At 40.6% G+C, this 24,097-nt stretch carries 21 protein-coding genes; 17 read left to right on the top strand and 4 right to left on the bottom strand.

Annotated elements, in window-relative coordinates:
* Positions 1 to 30 precede the first annotated feature (30 nt).
* Complete coding sequence (locus tag D7029_RS04145) at positions 31 to 549, bottom strand: Hcp family type VI secretion system effector (protein ID WP_036933014.1); 519 nt, start codon at positions 547 to 549, stop codon at positions 31 to 33.
* Between the two features lie 762 nt (positions 550 to 1,311).
* Positions 1,312 to 1,656, bottom strand: a complete 345-nt coding sequence (erpA, locus tag D7029_RS04140; protein WP_161671049.1) for an iron-sulfur cluster insertion protein ErpA — start codon at positions 1,654 to 1,656, stop codon at positions 1,312 to 1,314.
* 275 nt (positions 1,657 to 1,931) lie between these two features.
* On the opposite strand from erpA, the gene hemL reads away from it, so the two are divergent.
* The 4 genes from hemL to D7029_RS04120 all read left to right on the top strand — a co-directional run bounded on the left by hemL (position 1,932) and on the right by D7029_RS04120 (position 5,135).
* Positions 1,932 to 3,218 carry a glutamate-1-semialdehyde 2,1-aminomutase gene (hemL, locus tag D7029_RS04135; protein WP_194951925.1) on the top strand — a complete coding sequence of 429 codons (1,287 nt, stop codon included), beginning with the start codon at positions 1,932 to 1,934 and terminating at the stop codon, positions 3,216 to 3,218.
* Between the two features lie 255 nt (positions 3,219 to 3,473).
* Positions 3,474 to 3,821, top strand: coding sequence for an XRE family transcriptional regulator (locus tag D7029_RS04130; protein WP_194951924.1), 348 nt, complete (start codon positions 3,474 to 3,476; stop codon positions 3,819 to 3,821).
* Entirely contained in the window at positions 3,806 to 4,138 is a 333-nt protein-coding gene (locus D7029_RS04125) for a HipA N-terminal domain-containing protein (protein WP_194951923.1), read from the top strand. Before D7029_RS04130 ends, D7029_RS04125 begins: the two co-directional genes overlap by 16 nt.
* Positions 4,113 to 5,135 (top strand): type II toxin-antitoxin system HipA family toxin, encoded by a 1,023-nt coding sequence (locus D7029_RS04120; RefSeq protein WP_194951922.1) that lies wholly within the window; start codon positions 4,113 to 4,115, stop codon positions 5,133 to 5,135. The genes D7029_RS04125 and D7029_RS04120 overlap by 26 nt, the downstream gene beginning before the upstream one ends.
* 55 nt (positions 5,136 to 5,190) lie before the next feature.
* On the opposite strand, the gene mrcB is transcribed toward D7029_RS04120, so the two are convergent.
* Both mrcB and hrpB read right to left on the bottom strand, forming a co-directional pair.
* A complete protein-coding gene (mrcB, locus tag D7029_RS04115; RefSeq protein WP_194951921.1) occupies positions 5,191 to 7,497 on the bottom strand; it encodes a bifunctional glycosyl transferase/transpeptidase in 2,307 nt (768 codons plus the stop codon).
* 128 nt (positions 7,498 to 7,625) lie between these two features.
* Complete coding sequence (hrpB, locus tag D7029_RS04110) at positions 7,626 to 10,058, bottom strand: ATP-dependent helicase HrpB (RefSeq protein WP_194952579.1); 2,433 nt, start codon at positions 10,056 to 10,058, stop codon at positions 7,626 to 7,628.
* 85 nt (positions 10,059 to 10,143) lie between these two features.
* Between hrpB and sfsA the strand changes: the two genes are divergently transcribed.
* The 13 genes from sfsA (at position 10,144) to D7029_RS04045 (ending at position 24,089) form a co-directional block, all read left to right on the top strand.
* Complete coding sequence (gene sfsA, locus D7029_RS04105; RefSeq protein ID WP_088493604.1) at positions 10,144 to 10,854, top strand: DNA/RNA nuclease SfsA; 711 nt, start codon at positions 10,144 to 10,146, stop codon at positions 10,852 to 10,854.
* A gap of 196 nt (positions 10,855 to 11,050) precedes the next feature.
* Positions 11,051 to 11,506, top strand: coding sequence for an RNA polymerase-binding protein DksA (gene dksA, locus D7029_RS04100; RefSeq protein WP_023580786.1), 456 nt, complete (start codon positions 11,051 to 11,053; stop codon positions 11,504 to 11,506).
* A gap of 53 nt (positions 11,507 to 11,559) precedes the next feature.
* The gene (gene gluQRS / locus D7029_RS04095; protein ID WP_194951920.1) at positions 11,560 to 12,471 is read left to right on the top strand and encodes a tRNA glutamyl-Q(34) synthetase GluQRS; all 912 of its coding nucleotides are present in this window, start codon (positions 11,560 to 11,562) and stop codon (positions 12,469 to 12,471) included.
* 91 nt (positions 12,472 to 12,562) lie between these two features.
* On the top strand, positions 12,563 to 14,116 hold the full coding sequence (gene pcnB / locus D7029_RS04090) for a polynucleotide adenylyltransferase PcnB (RefSeq protein WP_412178888.1): 1,554 nt from the start codon (positions 12,563 to 12,565) through the stop codon (positions 14,114 to 14,116).
* Positions 14,109 to 14,603: a 2-amino-4-hydroxy-6-hydroxymethyldihydropteridine diphosphokinase gene (gene folK, locus D7029_RS04085; RefSeq protein ID WP_194951918.1), complete on the top strand. Its 495-nt coding sequence runs from the start codon at positions 14,109 to 14,111 to the stop codon at positions 14,601 to 14,603. Before pcnB ends, folK begins: the two co-directional genes overlap by 8 nt.
* 360 nt (positions 14,604 to 14,963) lie before the next feature.
* A complete protein-coding gene (panB, locus tag D7029_RS04080; protein ID WP_194951917.1) occupies positions 14,964 to 15,755 on the top strand; it encodes a 3-methyl-2-oxobutanoate hydroxymethyltransferase in 792 nt (263 codons plus the stop codon).
* Positions 15,756 to 15,797: 42 nt separating this feature from the next.
* Entirely contained in the window at positions 15,798 to 16,649 is an 852-nt protein-coding gene (gene panC / locus D7029_RS04075; RefSeq protein WP_194951916.1) for a pantoate--beta-alanine ligase, read from the top strand.
* Between the two features lie 29 nt (positions 16,650 to 16,678).
* Positions 16,679 to 17,059 (top strand): aspartate 1-decarboxylase, encoded by a 381-nt coding sequence (panD, locus tag D7029_RS04070; RefSeq protein ID WP_064719124.1) that lies wholly within the window; start codon positions 16,679 to 16,681, stop codon positions 17,057 to 17,059.
* A gap of 232 nt (positions 17,060 to 17,291) precedes the next feature.
* Positions 17,292 to 17,924 carry a response regulator transcription factor gene (locus D7029_RS04065; protein WP_023580792.1) on the top strand — a complete coding sequence of 211 codons (633 nt, stop codon included), beginning with the start codon at positions 17,292 to 17,294 and terminating at the stop codon, positions 17,922 to 17,924.
* A gap of 1 nt (position 17,925) precedes the next feature.
* The gene (locus tag D7029_RS04060; RefSeq protein ID WP_194951915.1) at positions 17,926 to 19,482 is read left to right on the top strand and encodes an MASE1 domain-containing sensor histidine kinase; all 1,557 of its coding nucleotides are present in this window, start codon (positions 17,926 to 17,928) and stop codon (positions 19,480 to 19,482) included.
* Positions 19,483 to 19,564: 82 nt separating this feature from the next.
* Positions 19,565 to 20,902, top strand: coding sequence for an MFS transporter family glucose-6-phosphate receptor UhpC (gene uhpC / locus D7029_RS04055; protein ID WP_194951914.1), 1,338 nt, complete (start codon positions 19,565 to 19,567; stop codon positions 20,900 to 20,902).
* A gap of 2 nt (positions 20,903 to 20,904) precedes the next feature.
* On the top strand, positions 20,905 to 21,936 hold the full coding sequence (locus D7029_RS04050) for an ABC transporter substrate-binding protein (RefSeq protein WP_069368510.1): 1,032 nt from the start codon (positions 20,905 to 20,907) through the stop codon (positions 21,934 to 21,936).
* A gap of 74 nt (positions 21,937 to 22,010) precedes the next feature.
* The gene (locus tag D7029_RS04045) at positions 22,011 to 24,089 is read left to right on the top strand and encodes an ABC transporter permease (RefSeq protein WP_194951913.1); all 2,079 of its coding nucleotides are present in this window, start codon (positions 22,011 to 22,013) and stop codon (positions 24,087 to 24,089) included.
* Positions 24,090 to 24,097 lie beyond the last annotated feature (8 nt).

Genomic DNA, 24,097 nt, shown 5'->3' with positions numbered 1-24,097 from the left:
TGACAGAGCCCATAAATAAAGTGTGAAGAATTAACCTTCGAGTGGCGCACGCCAGTCATCAGAGCCTGATGTTCCTGCAACGGTGTGTTCCCAATCAATTTTGCGATAAGAAAGAGACACTTCGATCAGTTGAGTGAAGTCAGACTTAGTCGGATCTTGGCAGTGTGGCATTTGGCAATCGATATTCACGATGGTGGCATCAGTTAATGTGGTGGTGAAGAAATGCTCTTGCTTCCCTTCAACCGAGGTGCGATACCATTTTAATGTGATTTTTGGCAACATTTCGCCCGAGGCTAATGCGTTATACAGCAGAGGAACCGCTTTGTTTAACGCCACCGTAAAACGGAAAGGTTTATGCGCACGTTGACCTGAAGGCTGACCTGATTGTGGATCAGTGGGCACAGTCACTACATGAGAGAATGCTTGCACCAGCATTTCATCTTCGTGGCCTTGAACATAAATATTTCCTACTGATTCAGCCGTAAATGCACCCGCAGTAATATTGCCTTGGGTTTTTCCTTCAATGGAGATATAGCATGGAGTTGGCATGGCAAGTCCTTAATTAACTATCAGTTATTGTTTCTCAACAAAACTATTATTGTTGATGTCCTTTTCAAAAAATCAGCCAGTGCGCACCGCGATTTGATTAGAGTAGCTTAAGTAATTTTAAGGGGAAGTAAAGGGAGTGACGGAAAAGAAGGACGTTGTATCCTCGTAGGATAAGTGACTTAGCGTAAAATAATTGTTCAGACGTTATTTACTGCTTTCGTTTCTTAAAATAAGTGCATTTACTTATATCATTCTCTTTCGTAAATGTCCGAAATCTCGCTAAAGCCAGTCAGTTCTAATGTACATGGATTTTTAATATGTAACAAAATGTGTATTTTATTTCAAATTGTAACAATGTTGATTTATAAGGAAAAAATAACCCTATTTTCAAAATAATAAGCAAACTACGATTTTTATTCTCAAAGGACAAAAAATCCGCACCTAAAATTTAGCGTATCGCAGAAGATCTATTTAAATAGAGACAGAAATATCACCCACAGAGTGATTTTATGAAATAAGCTCAGAAAGAATAAATAACGAAAAGAAGAGAAGAGAAGAAAAAAGAAGAGAAGAGAAGAGAAGAGAAGAGAAGAAAAAAGAAAAGAGTAACCAATAAACTCTCACAAACAAAAGTCGTGAGCGAGCAAGCAGTGCAACAAGGCAGACAGCGCACAGTAAGCGGAGCATACATTAGTATGTGAGCATTACGAGCACTGCTCTAACGCCGTGGCACTACTGCACAGCCACGACGCCAAAGAAGGATCAGATACTGAAAGAGGAACCGCAACCACACGTACTCTTAGCATTAGGATTCGTCACAATAAAACGCGCCCCCTCCAATCCCTCAGTATAATCCACACAGCCGCCCACTAAATACTGCAAACTCATCGGATCAACCACTAAGGCAACGCCTTGTTTTTCTATGGTCATATCGCCTTCATTCATTGCATCATCAAAGGTAAAACCATACTGGAATCCGCTACAACCGCCGCCCGTGATATAAACACGTAAACGCAGATTTGGATTTTCTTCATCCGCAATCAAATCTTTTACTTTATTTGCAGCCGCGTCAGTAAATTGTAACGGCAGAGCCATATCATCACTCATTGTTCACTCCAGACTGGGTATTCCAGCAAAAAAACAGCCAGCAAAAATTTATATTTCTTGCTGATATAATGTGATGATTATCTAATACCTGCTCATAACCTTCAAGTTTGTTGTGGACAAAATACACTTTTTGCTACCTATCGCTTTTTACGATAAATCACGCACCCACAATAACAGTGATAAATCAAAATGTTGTTGTCGTGTATTTGGCTTCATCTGCGTGGTGCTTTAGAATACGCCTTAATCTTACGCTCACCCATCATTAGGAGTCTGACATGAGCAAGTCTGAAACGCTTTATAATCTCGCACAACAAGTGATCCCCGGCGGTGTCAACTCACCTGTTAGAGCATTTAACGGTGTAGGTGGAACCCCTCTTTTTATTGAACGTGCTAATGGTGCGTATATTTATGATGTTGATGGACGAGCTTACCTTGACTATGTCGGCTCATGGGGACCAATGGTTTTAGGCCACAACCACCCTTCCATTCGCCATGCTGTTACTGACGCGGTACAAAAAGGCCTCAGTTTTGGCGCACCAACTGCGGCTGAAGTCGAAATGGCAAACCTAGTTACTGAACTTGTGCCTTCAATGGACATGGTTCGCATGGTGAACTCAGGTACAGAAGCGACAATGAGCGCTATTCGCCTTGCTCGTGGTTACACTGGTCGCGACAAAATCATTAAATTCGAAGGTTGCTACCACGGTCATGCAGATTGCCTATTAGTAAAAGCAGGCTCTGGCGCATTAACGATGGGACAACCAAATTCACCGGGTGTACCCGCTGATTTTGTAAAACACACTTTAACCTGTACTTACAACGATTTAAATTCCGTACGCCAAGCATTTGAAAACTACCCTGAAGAAGTCGCTTGTATCATTGTTGAGCCTGTTGCGGGCAATATGAACTGCGTACCACCAAAAGCTGACTTTTTACCGGGCTTGCGTGCATTATGTGATGAGTTTGGTGCATTGCTGATTATTGATGAAGTTATGACTGGCTTTCGCGTGGCATTAGGTGGCGCACAAGCTTATTACGATGTTGATCCTGACTTAACATGCTTAGGTAAAATCATTGGTGGCGGTATGCCAGTAGGTGCATTTGGTGGACATATGGAAGTGATGTCTAAACTCGCACCAATTGGTCCTGTTTATCAAGCTGGTACTTTATCTGGCAACCCAATTGCGATGGCGGCAGGCCTCGCGTGTTTACACGAAGTATCACAACCCGGTGTTCATCAAACATTAAATGAACTAACAACAATGTTAGCTGATGGTTTACTTGAAAAAGCACAACAAGCGGGCATCCCAATGGTTATCAATCATGTAGGCGGGATGTTTGGTTTATTCTTTACGGATGCAAAAGAAGTCACTTGCTATCAAGATGTGATGAACTGCGATGTTGAACGCTTTAAACAATTCTTCCATTTAATGCTAGAAAAACGCGTCTACCTTGCACCTTCTGCATTTGAAGCCGGCTTTATGTCTATTGCTCATACTAAAGAAGATATTCAACGCACTATTGATGCAGCGGAATATGCTTTTTCTCAGATGAAGAGCTAAGATCCCATTAATTTTTTGATATAAACTTTCTATTGTGAATGCCATTCAATTTTTTGAATGGCATTTTTGTATGTTTCACCACCCTGCCACCTCCTAATATCATAAGTATCAAATTTGATACTTTTGTATTAAAAATACTCAAATAATACATTTTTCTTTTAAAAATAAAAACAGAAGTATCAAGTTTGATACTAATTAAGTAAAATAGCTCAAAATACAAACTAAATTTCACTCGCTGAATAAAAAGTATCAAATATGAACCTTTATGAAATCCTGAACCTTATTCGTAAGCTACCTGATGAAGAGCAAGCTATTGTATTTTCAGATTTAGAATATCATTTGAAACTAAATAATATTAAATCTAACCAATTGAAATTAGATAACAAAAAAATAAAACTTTCTGATTTAAACACACTCGAATTAAAAAAAATAATTACTGCTGAATTAAAACTGCAATGTGTTACTTATGAAGAGATGGCAATGCAAATCGGAGTTTCTATCGCAACATTTAAAAGAATGATAGCCAATCCATTAATGGCAAAGTCTGTCAATCTTCATACCCTACTTAAAGAATTAGGATTTAAATTATGCCTAGAAAAGTAGAAGTCTGGCTTTATGACATAGCGGTCGGTGTTTTAAGTGAAGAAAAAGAGGGTTTTGTTTTTTGTTATTATGAAAATTATATTGGTTGTGCAATTTCTCTAAGTATGAAAGTTAGAAAAGAGCCTTACTGGAGCAAAGAGTTACACCCTTTTTTCAAAGGATTAGCACCAGAGGGTTGGTTACTCAAACGATATTCTGAAATACAGAAAATAGATGATAAAGATTTATTTGGACTATTAATAAACAATGGCAACGACTTGCTTGGTGCTATAATACTAAAAGAGATAACCAATGAATTCAAAACGTTGTTTAATTAATTTATCTGAATTAAAAAAATCAGAAATAAATACAGGATATTCCTTAGAAGGGATCAAATATCTTTTTGATAACATTGATGTCTCCCTTGAACTACCTTTTACTCGAAGTCAATTTATCCAAGAACTACCTGAACGCCAAAAAGGGATGAGCATTTCAGGTTATCAGCCAAAGCTCTCTCTATGCATAAAAAATAACACTCTACAAGTTGTTAATAATAATGGTACTTATATTCTCAAGCCTTCACCTGAAGCATACCCTTACCTTGCTGAAAATGAACATGCAACTATGATGGTGATGCAACGGCTAAAGTTTAATATTCCTCCTTTTGGTCTTTTTCGTTTTAAACAAGAAAATGATAACCCAAAAGAACTTGTTTTTGTTGTCAGACGTTACGATCGACTGGGATCTGACGCAAATCGATTACATCAAGAACAATTGGATGGAGCGATGGGAATACATGATAAATATGGACTTTCTGAAGGTAAAAAAGCTATTAGTTATGAATCCGCGGCAAAATATTTAATTACTAATATAGATAATAGTCTTAAAAGCAAACGAGATATTTTTCTACGTATAGTTTATGCCTATGTTTTAGGAAACAATGATTATCACTTAAGAAATATGGGTATCATTTTACCTAATGACGCGCCTCCATCAGTAGCTCCTATCTATGATTTTGTCAGCGTTGTTCCTTATCCATCTGCATTTACAGAATACCTTGCTCTCCCATTACTAGCATTAGAAGAACATGATGCAGGTATAGCACCAGGCCTAGACTCAGAGTATGGCGAATATTTGGGCCTTGATTTCATCCTACTCGCAGAAAATATTGGTATTAACCTTAAACTAGCCCAGAAATTAATACATGACGTCATAAAAAGTTATCAACTCATTATTGATACATATAATGAAAGCCATATGCCTGAAGAACAAAAAAAGTTAGTCTTAGATTATGTTGCTAGAAGAATAAATTTACTAAAAATAACCACATTATAGTCAATAAAAACGGCACTTATGTGCCGTTTTTATTTTAGCTAATCTATGTGATTACTTACTCAGAAAACAGATCTTGTAACCACTTAGGTGCGTCATTTTCATTAGTGTCTTGCTGAACAGGTGTGCATAATCCATCTGGATTTGCTGTCCATACAGGTAAAGTACGAACACCACCGCCATAACAAGCAAAGTTACCTTGAGCATCGACAGACATCTCTGCGATATCTTCTGGTGCTGGTGGATTTAATTTCAACGGTGCCTGATTTTCTAAATAATTACGGTACAGTAACAATGCCCCGGTTGAACCCGTTAAGTTCGTTGGGCCATTATTATCGCGTCCCATCCACGAAATCGTCACTTCTTTGCCATCTATTCCCGCAAACCAACTATCACGGAGATCGTTAGTGGTACCGGTTTTACCTGCAAGGTTGTAATTACCAAATTTTGGTTTTAATACGCGCCATGCTGTTCCCGAATTCACCACTTGTTGCATACCAAATAGCGTCATATAAGCAGCTTGAGGTGAAACAGTTGTTTCAGCTTGAGGATAACTTTGGTAAAGCACTGTACCATCTTGGGCAATCACAGAACGCAATGATGATAATTTTGCACGATTACCTAAACTACCAATTGTTTGGAAGGTTTGAGCCACTTCCATTGGCGTTAAGTTTAATGCACCTAATAACATCGCTGGCACTTTTTCTAGATTTTCCGCTGGTGCACCTAAGTTGATCCATGTTTTGATCACTTGGTCTAATCCCACTTCTAAACCAAGATTTACTGTAGGTATATTACGTGAGGTTGCTAACGCATCCACCAGCATTAATTTACCTTTATAACCACGATCGTAGTTACGAGGTTGCCAAGGTTTCCCCCCCGGAATAGGCACTGAAATCGGTTCATCAGCAAGCCATGTATTTAAACGAAAACGCTCTGGTTCACTTAATGCGGTTAAATAGGTCGCGGGTTTTGCCAAAGAGCCGATTGAACGACGGGCTGATAATGCACGGTTAAAACCTGCATATTGTGGTTGAGATCCCCCCACTAAAGCTCTTACTTCACCACTTAAGCGATCCACAACAACCATCGCCCCTTCAAGATCGTCAATTTTACGAACTTTACGGATATCCGCGACACCCACTTCAACCGCTTTTTCAGCTGCATCTTGTGAGACAGGATCTAATGTGGTGAAAATTTTTGTACCTGATAAATCTTTAACTTTATCGCCCAAAGTTGTTTGTAACTCTTGGCGCACCAGTTGCATAAACGCAGGTTGAGGCGTTAACGCTTCGCTACGTGGCTTCACACCTAAAGGACGCGCACTAAGCACATTATAAAGCTCTTGGTCGATTATCTCTTGGGTTTGCAGTAGTTTTAATACCACATTACGACGTTCTAACGCTGCTTTAGGGTTACGCCAAGGATTATAAGCAGATGCACCTTTAACCATACCCACTAAAAGTGCTTGCTGATCAAGGCTTAATTCATCAACCGGACGACCAAAATAATAAAGGCTAGCTAAAGGGAAGCCTCGAATTTGCTCATCACCACTTTGCCCTAAAAAAACCTCATTAAGATACAGCTCTAAAATGCGATCTTTGCTATAACTCGCATCCATAATAATCGCCATATAGGCTTCATTAAGCTTTCTTTTTAACGTTCTTTCATTAGTTAAAAATAGGTTTTTCACTAGCTGTTGCGTTAAGGTACTTCCGCCTTGAACCGCTTTACCCGCGGTAAAGTTCGCTAATACAGCACGGCCAATAGAATAAAGGCTGATACCGTCGTGCTCATAGAAACGACGATCTTCCGTTGCAATTAACGTATCCACTAATAATTGTGGAAATTTATCTCTTGCTAAGAATAAGCGTTGTTCACCATTTGCAGATTGCATCATGGTAATTAATTTAGGATCAAGACGGAAAAAGCCAAATTGCCGTTGATTATCCATGTTAGTAATACTAACCAAGGAATTTTGCTCAAAGGCTAATTTAGCTAAAATTTGTTCTTCACGACCATCAGGAAAATCGAAAGGTCGGCGCAACATTTCAATCGTGTTGCCTCTTACCACAAATTCGCCGGGACGAGTGATTTTGTTAACATTGCGGTATTGCATACCCTCAAGTAAGCTCACCATCTCTTTTTGGCTATAATTCATGCCCGGTTCTAAGTTAACGGTACGTCCGTAAACCGCGGCAGGTAATTCCCAAACATTGCCATCAAGGCGCTCTTTAATTTGAGAATGTAAATAAACACCATAAATGCCCATTAAAACCGCAACCACAATGGCGATTTTGACAAATAACCAAAACCAAGAACGACCTCTTTTGGTTTGTTTCGCTGGTCTTTTCTTTCTACTCATGAACTGTATCTCTCATTAAAACCCCTTTATCACGGGATAAAGAAGCCTAACATTGTCGCTATTTTTCTGTGTGATCCCACAAGAAAGCTCTCAAATACGAATAAAACTAGGGTAAAACTAATATTCATTTATTGGCTATATTTTTTTACTCGTCGTGTAGGTGCGGTATCTGCGGGTGAGTCAGGCCATAAATGTTTGGGATAACGCCCTTTCATCTCTTTTTGCACCTCTTTATAACTTCCTGCCCAAAATGTCGCCAAATCTTGTGTTTTCTGAATAGGTCGATGAGCTGGTGATAATAACTCCATCACAACGGGTAATTGACCATTCGCCACAATAGGGCTTTGCTGTTCGCCATAAACCTCTTGAATGCGGATAGCGATCACAGGAGGTAACTCCAAATCATAGTTGATAATCACTTTTGTGCCTGTTGGCGCAAAATAATGCGTCGGAAATAAGCTTTGAAGCAACTGATTTTCATGCCATGTTAATTGGTTTTTTATAATCGTATTAATATCAATTTGTTGTAATGCTTTTAATGTCTGAACTTCTCCCAGTTCAGGCAATAACCATGTTTCTAACGTTTCAAGTAACACCGTTTCTTCTAAATCAGGTAATAAGGCTTCTGGGCACCATTTTTTCGCCAAAGAAAGGCGTATAAAAAGCTGTTGAGTTTCTTCATTCAGTGCTAAAGCATTTAAACCGTTATCTCTCAGCCAATTCAATAATGCTTGCTGCATTTGCTGTTTATTGGGTTTGTCTAATTGGCGCTGGCTTAAGGTTAATCGCCCTAATTGGCGTTGTTGCCATGCGACCAACGTACCGCGTTTTTCATCCCATTCAACAGTCGTATTATTTTCAATAAGCTCTGGAAAAGTAGCTGATATTTCATCGATATCAATCGGTAGTGCTAATAAAATGCGGACATCAGCATAATGCACATTTTGTAGTAATAATGGTGCTAAGATCCACGGTGTATCACTTATTGAGTGCGAATGTTCCATCATGGCACCTTGCCCATTCGCTAAACGAAAACGACCTTGATTATCTCGATTTTTAGCAATCCTATCAGGAAATCCAACCGCTAATAATAAACCTAACAATTCAGGGCAAAACGTCCCTTTCCGGTGTTGAGAAAGCTGTTTTTCACGTCGCGTCCAGAAGGTGTTTTTTTGTTGAGCAATCCACTCCAGATTAATTTCTTGTCCTCGGGGTGGCTCTTCTAAGATTGCACATAAGCGTGCTGCCGTCGCGAGATGATTATCACTTTGCTCACTTGCATAATCTAATATCGCAGCGAGTCGAGGCTCTATGCCCCATTGAGCCATGCGCGAGCCTCGTGCGGTTAATCCACCTTGTTTATCTATTGCACCTAAACGATACAATAAATCTTGAGCGGCATGTAATGCTTGAGGAGTTGGCTTATCCAACCAATTCAACTGATTAATGTCGCGACAACCCCACTGCAAAACAGAAAGCCATAACGACGATAAATCACTACTTAAAATTTCAGGTATTTGGTGAGAAGCAACACGCTCAGCCTGCTCTTGGCTTATTAAATGCCAGCAAATACCAGCCTCAAGACGTCCTGCTCGTCCAGTTCTTTGTGTCTGTGATGATTGGCTAATTCTTTGGCGCAATAAACTAGTGACACCGCTTTTCAAATCAAATTGAGCTCGTTTTTCAATAGCACTATCAAGAACCAAGCGAATACCTTCAATAGTCAGGCTGGTTTCTGCAATATTGGTGGCAAGGACGACTTTTCGATAGCCTTTTTCTGTCGGCTCAATCGCTTTTTGTTGTTCTGCTAATGAAAGCGCACCATAAAGCGGAAATAGCAAAACATTGTTATCTACTTTATCTTTTAGTATTTCTGCAACACGCACTATCTCTGCACTACCCGGCAAGAATATCAACATAGAACCGGTTTCTTGTGCTAATAATCGCAACGCCATTGTGGCAATTTCTTGTTCAAAAGGTTGATGCGTACTGATAGGAGAATACACTCTTTCGACAGGGTAACTGCGCCCTTGAGCACTGATCATGGGGGCATCTGGTAATAGTGAAGTGAGTTTTTGGTTATCTAAGGTTGCAGACATAATCAAAACACGCAAATCATCACGTAACCCTATCTGCACATCAAGCAATAGAGCCAGTGCTAAATCTGCCTGCAAACTACGTTCATGAAATTCATCTAAAATCACTAGGCTTACGCCAGCCAACTCCGGATCTTGCTGTAACATCCGGTTTAGTACTCCTTCTGTTACCACTTCAAGTCGAGTTTGTGAGCTGACTTTGCTTTCCGCCTTCATTCGATAGCCTACCGTATTTCCAACATCTTCATTTAATTGACTGGCTAAACGGTAAGCAATACTTTTAGCGGCAATTCGTCTTGGCTCTAATAAAATAATTTTGCCATCAAAGCAATTTTGCTCCAGCAAATAGAGCGGAAGCGCCGTGGATTTACCTGCACCAGTGGGTGCATGAAGCAAAACTTGTGGGGATTGTTTTAATGCAGTAACGATTTTTTCTGTTACATCAAAGATTGGCAATAAATGCACACAGGCTCCATGGCTCATTAACTTTCTTGGCTAGGCATTGTAGCATTAGCGCTTTATTAAAGGTCGTATTTTCATCGGAGTCGTCATGAAATTTGAGCAACCACTACAATCTGCCACTTTACTAAAACGATATAAGCGTTTTTTAGCAGACGTTGTTACCCCAAATGGGGAAGAATTCACGCTCCATTGCGCCAACACAGGTGCAATGACGGGATGTGCGACACCCGGTGATACCGTTTGGTACTCCACCTCTTCAAATGCAAAAAGAAAATATCCGCATAGTTGGGAACTGACTCAAACTCAAACCGATGATTGGATTTGTGTAAATACCTTAAGAGCGAATGGAATTATTGCTGATGCTATTGAGGCGGGTGACATTCCAGAATTATCTGAGTATGACGAGATAAAACGAGAAGTGAAATACGGTAGTGAGAACAGCCGTATTGACATTTTACTTAAATCAAATCATAAAGTTGACTGTTATATTGAAGTGAAGTCAGTCACCTTGCTAGACAACGGTATGGGCTATTTCCCTGATGCAAAGACAGAACGCGGTCAGAAACATCTTCGAGAGTTGACGGCTATCGCAAAATTGGGTTTAAGGGCTGTCTTATTCTACGCAGTTCCCCATACTGGGATTACGGAAGTGACTGTTGCTAAAGAGATTGACCCAGCCTATGCTTCACTGCTAAAAGAAGCCAGTGATGCAGGGGTTGAAATCTTGTGTTATCGCATCAATATTAGTGAATACAATTTAACAATTGGACAGCAATTACCTTTTATTTCAAATAGTTAATTTGAAACCGTGGTATTAGTTAAGCATTTTTTAACTAAAAAGGGACATTTACTTGCGTGCCTTCACACCATGAGAAAACTTATTGAAGGAATAATTGCTATCCTCGCGGGCATCTGCTATTTATAGCGCCCTATTTTTTCCCCTTCCTGTTTTGAAGGTGGGGATTATTCAGAAATGCGTATGTAGGAGAAGCATTATGCAAGAAGGGCAAAAGCGTAAAACATCGTCCATGAGCATTCTCGCTATTGCTGGCGTTGAGCCATATCAGGAAAAAGCGGGCGAAGAGTACATGAACGAAGCCCAATTAGCGCATTTTAAGCTAATACTTGAATCTTGGCGCAATCAGCTCAGGGATGAAGTCAACCGCACCGTTACTCATATGCAAGATGAGGCGGCAAACTTCCCCGATCCCGTTGACCGTGCTGCACAAGAAGAAGAATTCAGTCTTGAGCTGCGTAACCGTGATCGTGAACGTAAACTCATTAAGAAAATCGAGAAAACACTGAAAAAAGTCGAAGATGATGACTTTGGTTTCTGTGAATCTTGTGGAGTGGAAATCGGTATTCGCCGTTTAGAAGCTCGTCCTACAGCCGATTTATGTATCGACTGTAAAACATTAGCTGAAATCCGTGAAAAGCAGATGGCTGGCTAATAATGAGCAAACGCCTCGACCTAATACGTTGAGGCGTTAATCTGAATCTTTCGATGCACGAGATTACAGACTATATTGGGCGCTTTGCGCCATCGCCAACGGGTCAACTTCATTTTGGCTCATTGGTTACTGCACTTGGCAGTTATCTTCAAGCTCGCGCACACCACGGGCGTTGGCTTCTGCGCATCGATGATATCGACCCTCTTAGAGAACCTCCCGGCACTGCATCCCTAATTATTCGTACATTAGAACATTATGGTTTGTTCTGGGATAAAGAGATCCTCTATCAATCGCAACGCCATGATGCTTACCGTGAAATTTTACACACACTTTGGAAAGAAGGTGTTTGCTACCACTGTCATTGTAACCGTCATCGTTTACATGACTTAGGGGGCGTGTATGATAACCACTGTCGTCATCGTGAGCCGCTCACCAATAATGTGACACCTTTTGATAAAGAGAGTGCATGGAGGTTGATCCAACAGCATCCTGTTTATCATTTTGAAGATGTTATTCAAGGTACATATTATTCAAAGAGTACGTCTATCGTGTTAGAAGATATGATTATTCACAGAAAAGATAACTTATTTGCGTATAATCTAGTGACGGTGATTGATGATAGTTATCAGGGTGTGACCGAAGTTGTTAGAGGTGCCGATCTACTTGATCCTACGTTGCGACAAATCAGTTTACATAAACAACTGAATTTACCTATTCCGCGTTATGCTCATTTACCTTTAGCAATAAATCATGACGGTAATAAATTATCGAAACAAAATCACGCGCACGCGTTGCCAGATACTGATCCAAGACCCGTCATTATCGATGCGTTACAGTTTCTTAATCAGCCTATTATTGTGGGTTGGCAAGATTATTCGTTAGCATCATTGTTAGAGATTGCGACTGCGCAGTGGTCACCTTCTGAGATTTTAAAACAAAATCATCAGCAACAAGGGTATGAATAAACCACACAAAGCATTCTCAAAAAATGTTCAGTAGGCTATGATTAGCCGCTTAATTTTTTTAATTATTAGAATTTATTATTCGAGGTGTCATATTTTTAATCGAGTAGCACATTTCTGCCGTAATCTGCTAGGGCGACAAACAACGTCATCAGACACACAACCGGTAGCAAGTGAAAGGCCAGTCACTGCATCTGACCGACCAATACAAGAAACACAGAAACCTGTGCGTCGGCGTCCTGCTATATCCGCAGACCGTCCCCGTAAAAAAAAGAGTAATAAAGAAAAGGCGAACGGGAGTGATTTGCCAATGACTGTGATCCCAAGAGATCAACACCCAATTTCACGTAAAGACATCAGTGATAATGCATTAAAAGTGCTTTATCGCCTCAACAACTCAGGCTTTCAGGCTTATTTAGTGGGTGGTGGTGTCCGTGACTTATTACTGGGAAAAAAACCAAAAGATTTTGATATTGCCACTAATGCAACACCTGAAGATGTACGTCGATTATTCCGCAACAGCCGTTTAGTCGGTCGTCGTTTCCGTCTTGCTCATATTATGTTTGGCCCTGAAGTGATCGAGGTTGCGACTTTCCGCGGCTCTCATGAAGATCATGAGGTTTCAGACAATAACCAATCTCAGCAAGCACAAAGCGGCATGTTACTGCGCGACAATATTTTTGGCTCAATTGAAGAAGATGCCATTCGTCGTGACTTTACATTAAACAGCCTTTATTACGGTGTTGATGATTTTGCTGTACGTGATTACGTTGGCGGTTTAGCGGATCTAAAAGCGGGTATTATTCGCTTAATTGGCGATCCTGAAACGCGCTATCGCGAAGATCCCGTCAGAATGCTTAGAGCCATTCGCTTTGCCAGCAAATTGGATATGCAAATTGCGCCTGAAACCGCAGAGCCAATTGGCAGACTCGCCCCTTTATTACGTAATATTCCATCGGCTCGCCTTTTTGAAGAGTCACTAAAATTATTACAAACAGGGCAAGGCTACAAAACTTACAAGTTAATGTGCCGCCATCAATTACTTGAGCCACTGTTTCCGCTGATTGCTTCTAAAATGACGGAGCAACATGATACGCCGATGGAGAGAATGTTAGATCAAGTTCTCAAAAATACAGACTATCGCATTAATAAAGAGATGCGAGTCAATCCGGCGTTCTTATTTGCGGCAATGTTGTGGTATCCATTAATTGAACATGCTGAAAAGTTAGTCCAAGAAAGTGGTCTTTCTTACTATGACTCTTTCTCTATGGCGATGAACGATATTTTAGATGAGCAATGCCGTACTATTGCGATACCAAAACGTATTACCACAACAATGCGTGATATCTGGCAATTACAGCAACGTTTACCTAAACGCCAAGGTCGTCGTGCGAATAAATTACTTGAGCACCCTAAATTCCGTGCAGCGTTCGATTTACTGGAATTACGTGCCAATGTACAACACAATCCAGAGCTTGAAGCGTTAGCAAGTTGGTGGGCTGATTTCCAAGCGTCTAACAATACGCAACAGCGCTCAATGGTATCTGAATTAGGTCAAGCACCCGTTCGCAGACGTCCGCGTCCACGTAAACGCCCTCGTCATCCAAGTGCAAAACCGGCATCTAGACAAGAGAGCACCAATGAATAAACAGAAGAAACGTGTTTATATCATTCTGGGAAGTAATTTGAATTCACCTGACGATCAGGTGAATTCAGCGATTAAGGCAATCAGTGAGATCCCACAAACAACATTGATTGCACAATCATCTTGGTATCGTACCCGTCCAATGGGGCCACAAGATCAGCCTGATTACCTTAATGTCGCTGTTGCGGTTGATACAACATTAGCGCCAGAAGCGTTACTTGATAACACTCAAGCTATTGAATTAGCGCAAGGTCGTGTTAGAAAAGAAGGTAATCGTTGGGGACCAAGAACGCTTGATCTTGATATTATGTTATTTGGTGATGACGTGATCCAAACCGAGCGATTAACCGTACCTCATTACGGACTTAAAGTACGTGAATTTATGCTTTATCCATTAGCTGAATTAGCACCTGACCTTCGCTTTCCTGATGGTGAGTTATTAGCAGATAGACTGGCGTTAGTGCCTGAAAATGGCATGGAAAAGTGGTAACTTCACACTAATACGCTCTTAATGCTAAAGGTTGATACTGCAAAAAACATAAACAGTATCAGCCTATCTCTTCTCTTTGGCTTTCCCTCAATTTTTCAAACGCACCTCACTGCCTCAATCTCTAAACTCTTTTATATTTATTTTTTACATATAACCAATTGATGAATATAAATAAAAATTATCATTTGTTATTTTTTATTACTCATTTAGTTACTTTTTCTTCGTTTTTAGTCCTTAAATGCTACAATCGAAAGCGGCTTTATTTTGATAATCCAATATTTTCTTTAATAAACAAACAATTATGTGAAGTAATTAATTTTATCTACACACAAAAAAACGACAATGATGGAGTTTGTTACAATGAAACCCACTACGCTTTCAACGCTAAATCGCTATAAGCAAGAAAAGAAAAAATTCGCCACCATCACCGCTTATGATTCAAGTTTTGCTCGCCTTTTTGAACAAGAAGGTATTCAAGCCATGCTGATTGGTGATTCGTTAGGAATGACACTACAAGGTCATAACAGCACGCTACCCGTTACTGTTGAACAAATTGCCTATCACACCCGCTGTGTAAGAGCTGGCGCACCTAATGCCTTCTTAATTGCTGATATGCCCTTTATGTCTTACTCAACACCTGAACAAGCTTGCCTTAATGCCGGCATTTTGATGCAAGCGGGTGCTAATATGGTGAAGATTGAAGGTGGAAGTTGGTTAATTCCTACCGTGAAAATGCTGGCTGAGCGTGCAGTTCCTGTCTGCATCCATTTAGGATTAACGCCCCAGTCAGTTAATGTTTTCGGGGGTTATAAAGTCCAAGGCAGAGAGCACGATGAAGCCGAACAATTAAAACAAGATGCTATCGCTCTTGAAAATGCAGGTGCTCAATTGGCGGTATTGGAATGTGTTCCGGTTACTCTAGCGAAAACAATTACAGACGCATTAACAATGCCCGTTATTGGTATTGGCGCGGGTAATGTCACTGATGGGCAAATTCTTGTGATGCATGACTTATTGGGCTTAACTCCTCAAGCACCTAAGTTCTCAAAAGATTTTTTACAAGAAGCAGGTTCATTAAAAGGTGCGGTCAGCCTTTATGTTCAACAAGTTGAACAAGGCCTGTTTCCCGAAGAAAAACATTCATTTAACTAATTTATTATCTTAATTATCAATATCGTTTAAAGGAGTCACGCCATGCTAATTATTGAAACTACGCTTATCTTACGCAGAGAAATCAAGCGATTAAAGCAAGAAGGTAAACGCATTGCATTGGTTCCAACAATGGGTAATCTTCATGAAGGTCACCTAAAATTAATTGAAGAAGCCCGTATTCACGCGGATGTCGTGATAGCTTCTATATTTGTGAATCCACTTCAATTTGATAGAGAAGCGGATTTAGCAAACTACCCGCGCACGTTGCAAGAAGATTGCGAATTACTGCGAGATAAGCATGTCGATATTATCTTTGCACCGTCAGCGAAAGAGATGTATCCACACGGTATGGAAAATCAAACCACCGTTGATGTGCCTGTATTGTCTACCGTATTAGAAGGTGCAAACCGTCCTGGTCATTTCCGTGGTGTTACAACGGTTGTTAGTAAGCTTTTTAATCTAGTACAACCTGATGTTGCGATGTTTGGAGAAAAAGATTTCCAACAGCTGCAAATTATCAAAAAGATGGTAAGCGATTTATGTATGGATATCAGCATCGTTCCTGTTGCTATCGTACGTGACAAAAATGGTTTAGCGCTCAGTTCACGCAATCGCCTATTATCTGATAGCGAAAAACAACAAGCCCCTGCACTTTATCAAGCGATGCAAGAAATCGCAGAACAATTAAAGTCGGGTGATTATGATGTTAATCAGTTACTGCAAACTGCAAAAAACACCTTAGAGCAACAAGGTTTTCGTGCCGATGAGTGCTTTATTTGTGATGCAGATACACTCACACCATTAAATGAAGAAAGCCGTCGAGCGGTTGTTTTAATGGCGGCATGGCTGGGTAATACGCGTCTTATCGATAACCAGCAAGTTAATCTTGTGTAATTCATTATTAGAATATAGGAAACACAACAATGCTACGCACTATGTTACAAGGCAAACTTCATCGCGTAAAAGTGACACAAGCCGATCTTCATTATGAAGGCTCTTGTGCAATCGATCAGGATTTTATGGATGCTGCTGGCATTCTTGAAAATGAAGCTATCGATATTTATAACGTTGATAATGGCGAACGTTTTTCAACTTATGCCATTTGTGCAGAAAGAGGTTCACGAATTATTTCTGTCAACGGTGCAGCCGCTCGTCGTGCCGCTGTTGGCGATCGCTTAATTATTTGCTCTTATGTACAAATTCCTGATAGCGACGCGCGTAGCCATAAGCCAAACATTGCGTATTTTGAAGACAACAATGAAATGAAGCGCATTGCCAAAGCGGTGCCTGTTCAAGTTGCTTAATCAATAAAATATTGCCCACTTCCCATAGGCAGAGGTTCCCTGCTTATGGGAAATAATAACAAGAACAATAAATAACCTATTGTTATTACTTGCTTGTCACGATTCACCTTGATAAAAACGAGATATAAGGTTCAAAACCGGGTTTCTTCTCCATTTTTCCTCGCTTATCTTTCTGTAGCTTGTTATAAATCATATAAGTATTGTCTGACTACTCTCTGACTAATAAAAAATTATGATAAAAGTTGCTTTAGTAGATGATCACATTGTTGTGCGTTCTGGTTTTGCACAACTCTTAATGCTAGAACCCGATATTCACATCGTGGGTGAATATTCTAATGGGCAAGAAGCATGGCCTTATTTAGCACATGACGATATTGATGTTGCCGTTATGGATCTCTCTATGCCCGGCGAAAGCGGTCTACAACTCCAAAGCCGTTTAAAACAAAAACGCCCTGATTTCCGAACGATTATTTTAAGTATCTATGACACTCCAGCCTTTGTTCAAAGTGCACTAGACTCTGGTGCTCGCGGTTATTTAACCAAACGTTGTGGCCCTGAAGAGTTAGTACAAGCGGTACGCGCTGTACATCAAGGTGGCTGTTATCTCTGTTCTGATGCCATGAAAGCATTGCGACAAACACCTGAAAAAGAAGATGCACTACATACCTTAACACCGCGTGAAAGAGAGATTTTTAATCTGTTAGTTCAAGGTGTTAATGTCAAAACTATTGCCGTACAGCTTAATCTTAGCCATAAAACCGTACACGTTCATCGAGCCAATGTACTAGGCAAATTAGGCTGTGAAACCACCATCGATTTAGTTCATTTCGCCTTAAAGAATCAGTTGATCACAGGCTCGCTGTAATATGAAACGGGGACTACGTTTTCTTCTTCAATCCCTCTTTTTATTACTCACCTACTCTCTACTTTGGCTATCACTTTGGGTAATTGGCTTCTATTTAAGTAAAAATGGGCAACAAGCCGCCCTTTTCTTACCCCAAGGTCTGCGATTAGCCCTGATAATTTTACTCTGGCGTCGCTTTTGGCTTCCGATGTTATTTGCAGAATGGGGGCTTTATTACTGGTTGGCGCAAGAGCAATTAATTACCCACACCATTATTTATCTGTCTCCAATACTAAGCCTCGTTGTTGCGCTAGAAGTTCAGCGTATTTGGTGGCGATATCCTCTTTATTGGCAACGCTTAACCCTATTAATTGGTGCCGTAGGTTTTAATAGCCTACTACAAGCCTTTATTCTCGGTTTCTTTATTAATACCACCAGCGGGATTTTCCTCACATCGGTAACGGGCGGCATATTACTCGCGCCTTTTGTCTTTTTACTTTATGAATATCTTCGTGAATTACAAAGTCGCGCCTTAGTCTCTGATGGTACTCCCGATCCTCCGTTAAGAACGTCCTTGCTGATGTGGGGATTTCTATTTTGCCTGATCGGGTTAAGTGCTCAATTTTTCTTAACCCCTGAAATAGAGCGCTTATTAGTTATCCTTGTATTTATTCCTAATGTCTTTATGGCTTACCGTTATGGCTGGCAAGGTGGTGTTTTATCCGCACTGTTAGGCAGTTTGATTATTACTTTTGCTCGCCAAGTTAATGGCGCTTTTAATGATTTGCGTGAGTTAGAAATGTTCTTAACCACACAAGCCATTATCGGTATTGGCTTAGGGATCGCGATCAGTCGCCAACAGCAACTTGCTCATAATTTACGTCATTACCGTTTACGCCTAGAACAAGAGTTACAAGCTCGCCGTGACTTAATGGAAAAACTGGTTCATACCGAAGAGGATGTTAAAAAAGCCATTGCTCGCGAATTGCATGATGAAATTGGGCAAAATATTACAGCGATCCAAATTCAATCGATGCTAATCAAAAGAACTGCGGATAACGACAAAACACGCCAAACCGGAGAGCAAATCGAACGACTCGCCCTACAAATTCATCAATCTACACGTCAACTACTCCGACAATTACGCCCTCCTGTTTTGGAGGAGATGTCGCTTGAAAAAGCCCTTCATCATTTAATCAATGAGTTTGCTTTTGATGACAATGGCATTACCTGTAATTTTAATTACTCGTTAGATAAAGAGCCTGAAAACGAAACTATTATTTTTACCCTCTACCGTTTGGTGCAAGAGCTGTTAAACAACATTAGTAAACATGCTAACGCAACCTATATCCAAGTCTCACTGACTCAAAATCAAAACCGTTTACGGCTAATTATTAGTGATAATGGCGTTGGTATGTTGCCGACATCATTATCAGCACAACAAAGCAGTGGCTTTGGATTACGCGGCATAGAAGAACGCATTCGCGCTTTAGGCGGAGAATGGGAAGTGATTAACCATCACGGTACGAAAATAATTGTTAACTTACCCACAAATTCAAAAGAAAACAGTGAAAACTAAGAATAAGTCTTAGTCATCTACAACCTTATCTCATTCTTTTTCGCGACATTTTTTTTACATTTGCAACATCAAAGAGGATGTTATGTCAGGTAAAAATTCGGCATCAATTAATAAGACCTATAACTTTTGGCGCAAAAATTTAATGCTGTCGATGATTATCGGTTATGCCACTTTCTATCTCACACGTAAAAGCGTCAACTTTGTGATGCCCGTTATGCAGGTTGAATTGAATTTAGATAAAGGGGATATCGGTTGGATAGCCAGCCTTTTTTATCTCACTTACGGTTTATCTAAATTTGTTTCCGGTATTTTCCATGACAAATGGGGATACCGCTGGTTTATGGGTGTGGGATTAGTCATGACAGGCATTATGAATATTATTTTTGCCTATTGTCTTTCGTTTCCCGCACTGCTTTTGGTCTGGGCACTAAATGGTTTCTTTCAAGGCTTTGGCTGGCCTCCTTGTGCAAGGTTGTTAACACACTGGTATTCACGCAATGAACGCGGTTTCTGGTGGGGATTATGGAATATCTCAATCAACCTTGGTGGGATGAGTCTTCCCATTTTAACTGCGTGGCTAGCGACGCATTATAGTTGGCAAGTCGCACTGCTTGTTCCCGGTATTATCGGCATCATCATCGGGTTGTGGTTGTGTGTACGATTAAAAGGTACTCCCGCAGAGGAAGGGCTTCCTACTGTGGGTGTGTGGCGGCGCGATGTTTTTGAATTACGTCAAGAGCAGTCATCTCCCCCTAAACCTATGCTAACTATTTTGAAAGAGACCATTTTATTTAACCGAATGATTTGGTTACTGGGTTTTTCCTATATTTTGGTTTATCTCATACGTATGGCGATTAACGATTGGGGAAATATCTGGTTATCAGAAACACATGGCGCCAACTTATTGAGTGCTAATGCCATTCTCTCTTTGTTTGAAGTGGGTGGCTTACTCGGGGCGTTATGTTCAGGCTGGGGCTCGGATTTATTATTCCGTGGCCAACGAGCACCAATGATATTGCTGTTTTCACTCGGACTTTTTACCGCAGTAACAGCACTTTGGTTAATTCCAATTCATCATTATGCTTTGCTCGCAGCTTGTTTTTTTAGTATCGGTTTTTTTGTGTTTGGACCACAGATGTTAATCGGGCTTGCTGCAACAGAATATTGCCATAAAAACGCAGCAGGCACGGTAACTGGCTACTTGGGATTGTTTGCCTATTTAGGGGCGGCAATGGCAGGTTGGCCATTAAGTCAGGTCATGGCGCATTATGGTTGGACTGGGATGTTTGCGTTATTAACCAGTGCTGCGGCCTTAATGGGACTCTTACTAATGCCGTTGTTGATTGCTGATGTTAGCAAACAAGAGCATTTAGTTGGCCCACTTTCATTTTCCGATGACGACACATTTAAAAGGTTCTGAACATGAAATTGAAAACCCTCTCTACACTCGTTGCTGCTGGTCTGGCTCTTTCTGCGGTTAGCTTATCAACAAATGCAGCTGGTCGCTTAGTAGTTTACTGTAGTGCGACAAATGCAATGTGTGAAGCTGAAACAAAAGCTTTTGCCGAAAAGTATGATGTTAAAACGACCTTTGTTCGTAATGGTTCAGGAAGTACTTTAGCTAAAATCGAAGCTGAAAAACGTAATCCACAAGCTGACGTTTGGTATGGCGGTACAATGGATCCTCACTCACAAGCGGGTGAAATGGATCTGCTAGAGCCTTATGTTTCTCCTAATCTTGATCAAATCATGCCACAATTTCGTGATCCGGCTAAACGCAAAGGTAACTACTCTTCTGCGGTTTATGTCGGTATTTTAGGTTTTGGCGTTAATAAAGATCGCTTAAAAGAAAAAGGCATCGCCATTCCAACGTGCTGGAAAGATTTAATTAAACCTGAATATAAAGGTGAAATTCAAATCGCTGATCCACAAAGCTCAGGTACAGCTTACACTGCACTGGCAACCTTTGACCAATTATGGGGCACTGAACAAGCCTTTGATTATCTTAAGAAAATCAATACCAACATTTCTCAATACACCAAATCAGGTATTGCTCCAGCACGAAATGCAGCTCGTGGTGAAGCCGCTATTGGTATTGGTTTCTTACATGACTACTCATTAGAAGTTGAAAATGGCGCTCCACTTGAATTGATTTCACCTTGTGAAGGTACAGGCTATGAAATCGGTGGTGTGAGTATCATTAAAAATGCCCGTAATATGGATAACGCAAAATTATTCGTAGATTGGACACTCTCAAAAGAAGCTCAGGAAATTAGCTGGAAAGAAGGTAAATCTTACCAAATTCTAACCAATACCTCGGCTGAATCTTCACCAATGGCGCTGAAATTATCAGACTTAAAACTCATTAACTACGACATGGATAAATATGGCGATAGTGAAGTGCGTAAAGAGCTGATTAATAAGTGGGTTACCGAAGTAAAAATGGGTAAATAGCTCATTAATAGAGCGAGATAACCTCTCGCTCTCTTTTTCTCATAATAATAAATACATTTACTCTCGGGGGATTTATGTCTCACACACTCGCTTTACCTGAAAAAAAGAGGCGGGATCCCATATTTTTATGGATCCTAATTGCATGGATGGCATTTGCTTTACTGCCGTCATGGAGCCTTGATTACGGTCTTTTAGATTCTACCGCAGATGAATTACTCACCTCTTACGGCTGGAGTAGCGTTAATATCAGTTGGCTCTGGTTTTTATTACCAAGTTTACTGTTATTTCGCCCATTAACTGCCCCTAAGCGTGAAAATCGCTCTCGCCACTATTTTGATGCAGGTTTTGCGCTGTTTTGTGCATTTATTGCAATCGTTAGTGCAACCCTCGAAGGACGTGGTTTAGGTTATTCTGCGATCATCCTCTTTATTTCCCTGGGAATGATCATGAAAACCGCCTTAACGCGCCTTGAATGGCTGGGTGGTGATAGCTTTGTTATTGGCTCTTTAATCGCCGTTGTGGCACTGATTGGTGCCTTTATCATCTTCCCAAGTATCGCTATTTTTATTCCGATGTTTAAAGATAGCGCGGGCAATTTTGCACCTTTTGAATTTATCGCTATTTTAAGCCAAGCTCATATTGTGCAAGTGATGCTCAACTCTATTGTGCTCTCTATCGCAGTGGGTATCGGTTGTACTTTCTTTGGTTTAATTCTGGCAATTTATACGTCTCGTATTGCGGTACGTTCTGCCATTATTGGTCGTGTATTTTCTATCTTGCCTATCGTAACGCCTCCTTTTGTTGTCGGTTTGGGCGTGACATTAATGATGGGACGCTCTGGCTATGTGACAGAGTTTCTCGCCACTTACGCAGGACTTGAAAATACCAACTGGTTATATGGTTTTACAGGGATTTGGTTAGCTCAAGTGCTCGCCTTTACCCCAATGTCATTTATGATTTTAGATGGTGCGATTAAAACCATTCATCCTTCATTAGAAGAAGCGTCTTACACCTTAAGAGCCAACCGCTATCAAACTTTCTTTAACGTCTTTATGCCGTTACTTAAGCCCGCGTTAGCCAATGCGTTTTTAATTGTAATTGTGCAATCTCTGGCTGACTTTAGTAACCCGCTAGTTTTAGGGGGTAACTTTGACGTTATCGCCACACAAATTTACTTCTATATCACGGGCTCTCAACTGGATTATCAATCAGCCAGTACATTAGGTGCGTCACTGTTAGTTTTCTCACTATTAGTGTTCTGTGTGCAGTATATGTGGATTGGTAAACGCTCTTACGTCACGGTATCTGGTAAATCTTATCGCGGTGACGTTCAACCTCTTCCATCTTCACTGATTGCATTTGTGACGACCGTTTTAGGTATTTGGGTTGTCTTTAATATCCTGCTCTATGGCAGTATTTTCTACGGCAGTTTCACCGTTAACTGGGGGGTTGATTACACCTTAACACTCGATAACTTTATCAAACTATTTGGTCAAGGAATGAGTGACGGTGCATGGCCTTCGTTGTTAGATACCTTGTTATATGCAGGTATTGCAGCACCGATTACAGCCATTCTAGGACTATTAATTGCCTATATCGTGGTACGCCAAGACTTTAAAGGTAAGAAAAGTATCGAGTTCACGACAATGCTTTGTTTTGCTGTACCGGGAACCGTCGCAGGTGTCTCTTATATTCTTGCGTTTAACGACTCGCCTTTCTATTTAACGGGAACAGCTGCAATTGTCATTATCTCTATGACAATGCGTAACGTGCCTGTGGGGATACGTGCGGGTATTGCGGGATTAGGGCAAATTGATAAATCTCTTGATGAAGCCTCTCTAAGTTTAAGAGCGAACTCAATGAGAACCATTTTCTATGTGCTATTACCGTTATTGCGCCCTGCTATTTTATCTGCGCTGATTTATAGCTTTGTGCGTGCCATTACCACAGTCAGTGCCATCGTTTTCCTTGTTACACCAGATACACGCGTTGCCACTGCTTATATTTTGAACCGTGTTGAAGATGGTGAATACGGCGTCGCAATTGCCTATGGCTCGATTTTAATCGTTGTGATGTTGGCAATTATTTTCTTATTTGACTATTTGATTGGCGAAGCCCGTGTTTCACGCTCTAAAGCCAAAAATGCACAGTAATACGGAGT

The sequence above is a fragment of the Proteus vulgaris genome (assembly GCF_016647575.1).
Classification (GTDB): Bacteria; Pseudomonadota; Gammaproteobacteria; order Enterobacterales; family Enterobacteriaceae; genus Proteus; species Proteus mirabilis_B.
The sequence above is the reverse complement of the archived record's forward strand: the minus strand, read 5'-3'. Positions and strand labels throughout refer to the sequence as shown.

What these genes read in the sequence shown, in the direction of transcription:
- D7029_RS04130 (WP_194951924.1), top strand. Translation starts at nt 3,474, where the DNA reads ATGAACCTTTATGAAATCCTGAACCTTATTCGTAAGCTACCTGATGAA.
- D7029_RS04060 (WP_194951915.1), top strand. Translation starts at nt 17,926, where the DNA reads ATGAAACGGGGACTACGTTTTCTTCTTCAATCCCTCTTTTTATTACTC.
- D7029_RS04125 (WP_194951923.1), top strand. Translation starts at nt 3,806, where the DNA reads ATGCCTAGAAAAGTAGAAGTCTGGCTTTATGACATAGCGGTCGGTGTT.
- folK (WP_194951918.1), top strand. Translation starts at nt 14,109, where the DNA reads ATGAATAAACAGAAGAAACGTGTTTATATCATTCTGGGAAGTAATTTG.
- D7029_RS04120 (WP_194951922.1), top strand. Translation starts at nt 4,113, where the DNA reads ATGAATTCAAAACGTTGTTTAATTAATTTATCTGAATTAAAAAAATCA.
- D7029_RS04050 (WP_069368510.1), top strand. Translation starts at nt 20,905, where the DNA reads ATGAAATTGAAAACCCTCTCTACACTCGTTGCTGCTGGTCTGGCTCTT.
- mrcB (WP_194951921.1), bottom strand. Translation starts at nt 7,497, where the DNA reads ATGAGTAGAAAGAAAAGACCAGCGAAACAAACCAAAAGAGGTCGTTCT.
- D7029_RS04145 (WP_036933014.1), bottom strand. Translation starts at nt 549, where the DNA reads ATGCCAACTCCATGCTATATCTCCATTGAAGGAAAAACCCAAGGCAAT.
- dksA (WP_023580786.1), top strand. Translation starts at nt 11,051, where the DNA reads ATGCAAGAAGGGCAAAAGCGTAAAACATCGTCCATGAGCATTCTCGCT.
- panD (WP_064719124.1), top strand. Translation starts at nt 16,679, where the DNA reads ATGCTACGCACTATGTTACAAGGCAAACTTCATCGCGTAAAAGTGACA.
- D7029_RS04045 (WP_194951913.1), top strand. Translation starts at nt 22,011, where the DNA reads ATGTCTCACACACTCGCTTTACCTGAAAAAAAGAGGCGGGATCCCATA.
- erpA (WP_161671049.1), bottom strand. Translation starts at nt 1,656, where the DNA reads ATGAGTGATGATATGGCTCTGCCGTTACAATTTACTGACGCGGCTGCA.
- D7029_RS04065 (WP_023580792.1), top strand. Translation starts at nt 17,292, where the DNA reads ATGATAAAAGTTGCTTTAGTAGATGATCACATTGTTGTGCGTTCTGGT.
- hemL (WP_194951925.1), top strand. Translation starts at nt 1,932, where the DNA reads ATGAGCAAGTCTGAAACGCTTTATAATCTCGCACAACAAGTGATCCCC.
- uhpC (WP_194951914.1), top strand. Translation starts at nt 19,565, where the DNA reads ATGTCAGGTAAAAATTCGGCATCAATTAATAAGACCTATAACTTTTGG.
- panC (WP_194951916.1), top strand. Translation starts at nt 15,798, where the DNA reads ATGCTAATTATTGAAACTACGCTTATCTTACGCAGAGAAATCAAGCGA.
- gluQRS (WP_194951920.1), top strand. Translation starts at nt 11,560, where the DNA reads ATGCACGAGATTACAGACTATATTGGGCGCTTTGCGCCATCGCCAACG.
- panB (WP_194951917.1), top strand. Translation starts at nt 14,964, where the DNA reads ATGAAACCCACTACGCTTTCAACGCTAAATCGCTATAAGCAAGAAAAG.
- sfsA (WP_088493604.1), top strand. Translation starts at nt 10,144, where the DNA reads ATGAAATTTGAGCAACCACTACAATCTGCCACTTTACTAAAACGATAT.